This is a genomic window from Flavobacterium magnesitis, assembly GCF_041729735.1.
GTDB classification, from domain to species: Bacteria; Bacteroidota; Bacteroidia; order Flavobacteriales; family Flavobacteriaceae; genus Flavobacterium; species Flavobacterium magnesitis.
The window spans coordinates 1-878 of the sequence record NZ_JBCFQK010000054.1 but is presented as its reverse complement, the minus strand read 5'-3'; the positions used below and the strand labels follow the sequence as shown (position 1 = coordinate 878).

At 30.2% G+C, this 878-nt stretch carries 1 protein-coding gene; it reads right to left on the bottom strand.

Annotated elements, in window-relative coordinates; all coding sequences use genetic code 11:
* Positions 1-143 precede the first annotated feature (143 nt).
* Positions 144-794 carry a hypothetical protein gene (locus AAGV33_RS16345; RefSeq protein WP_373393444.1) on the bottom strand — a complete coding sequence of 217 codons (651 nt, stop codon included), beginning with the start codon at positions 792-794 and terminating at the stop codon, positions 144-146.
* Positions 795-878: the final 84 nt, after the last annotated feature.

Sequence of the window (878 nt, the reverse complement as noted above, 5' to 3'; positions counted from 1 at the left end):
ACAAAAAAAGACTGCGAAAAATAAATTTTCGAACAGTCTCTTTTTTAATACTACACTGATTTAAATAATTAATTACCTATGAATTTCTTATAAAATAATTATGTAACAGCACATCTGTCACATCATACAATAACTTCAACAAATCAGTTAAAAATAATTGTATGCATCTTATGTAATCTCTCTTTAGAATTTACTTTTTTAGCTGTAAATTCGGTACTATTGTAATGTTCTACATTACCGCTATATTCCATAGAAAAATCAACATTCTCCTGAGTTGATGTCAGTTTCCCGTTAGTATAATTACTGGCAGTACCTTTGCCTGAGAAATTTACTTTGTAAGTTTTACCATTTTCAGTTACAGTAAAAACACCTTCTGTAGGCTTAATACTAATACCGTTGGCAACCATCAAACCTTTATCTGTTGAAGTAATACTAATACCTAATAAGGATTGTCCCCATTGTGTAAATGTATTTGGAGCAAATGAAGAATAATCATCTAAATTGTAATCTCCTTTAGCTAATTTTTTCTCTTGGGAAGAAAACAATTCAAAATACACTGCGGCCGTAGCGTTTTTTGTCCCTGAAAGTGTTTCGGAACGGGCTGAAAAATCAATATTATAGGAATCTCCTTTTTTACCATAATTTTCCAAATACGCTTGTGACAAAGTAACAGTTTGATCTCCTATTTTAAGAAAACCTTGATTGTTGGTGTTTTGGTTATTCACTTCATCATTAGAACATGAAATGAATAAACTAACAAAAACCAACGAAAATAATTTGATTATAGTGTTCATAATTATTACGTTTTTAATGGTGTTTAGTTTCAAAAAAGCAGGAGGCAAAGCCCATGAGTTTTACCTCCTTACTTTAAAACTTAT

What these genes read in the sequence shown, in the direction of transcription:
- AAGV33_RS16345 (WP_373393444.1), bottom strand. Translation starts at nt 794, where the DNA reads ATGAACACTATAATCAAATTATTTTCGTTGGTTTTTGTTAGTTTATTC.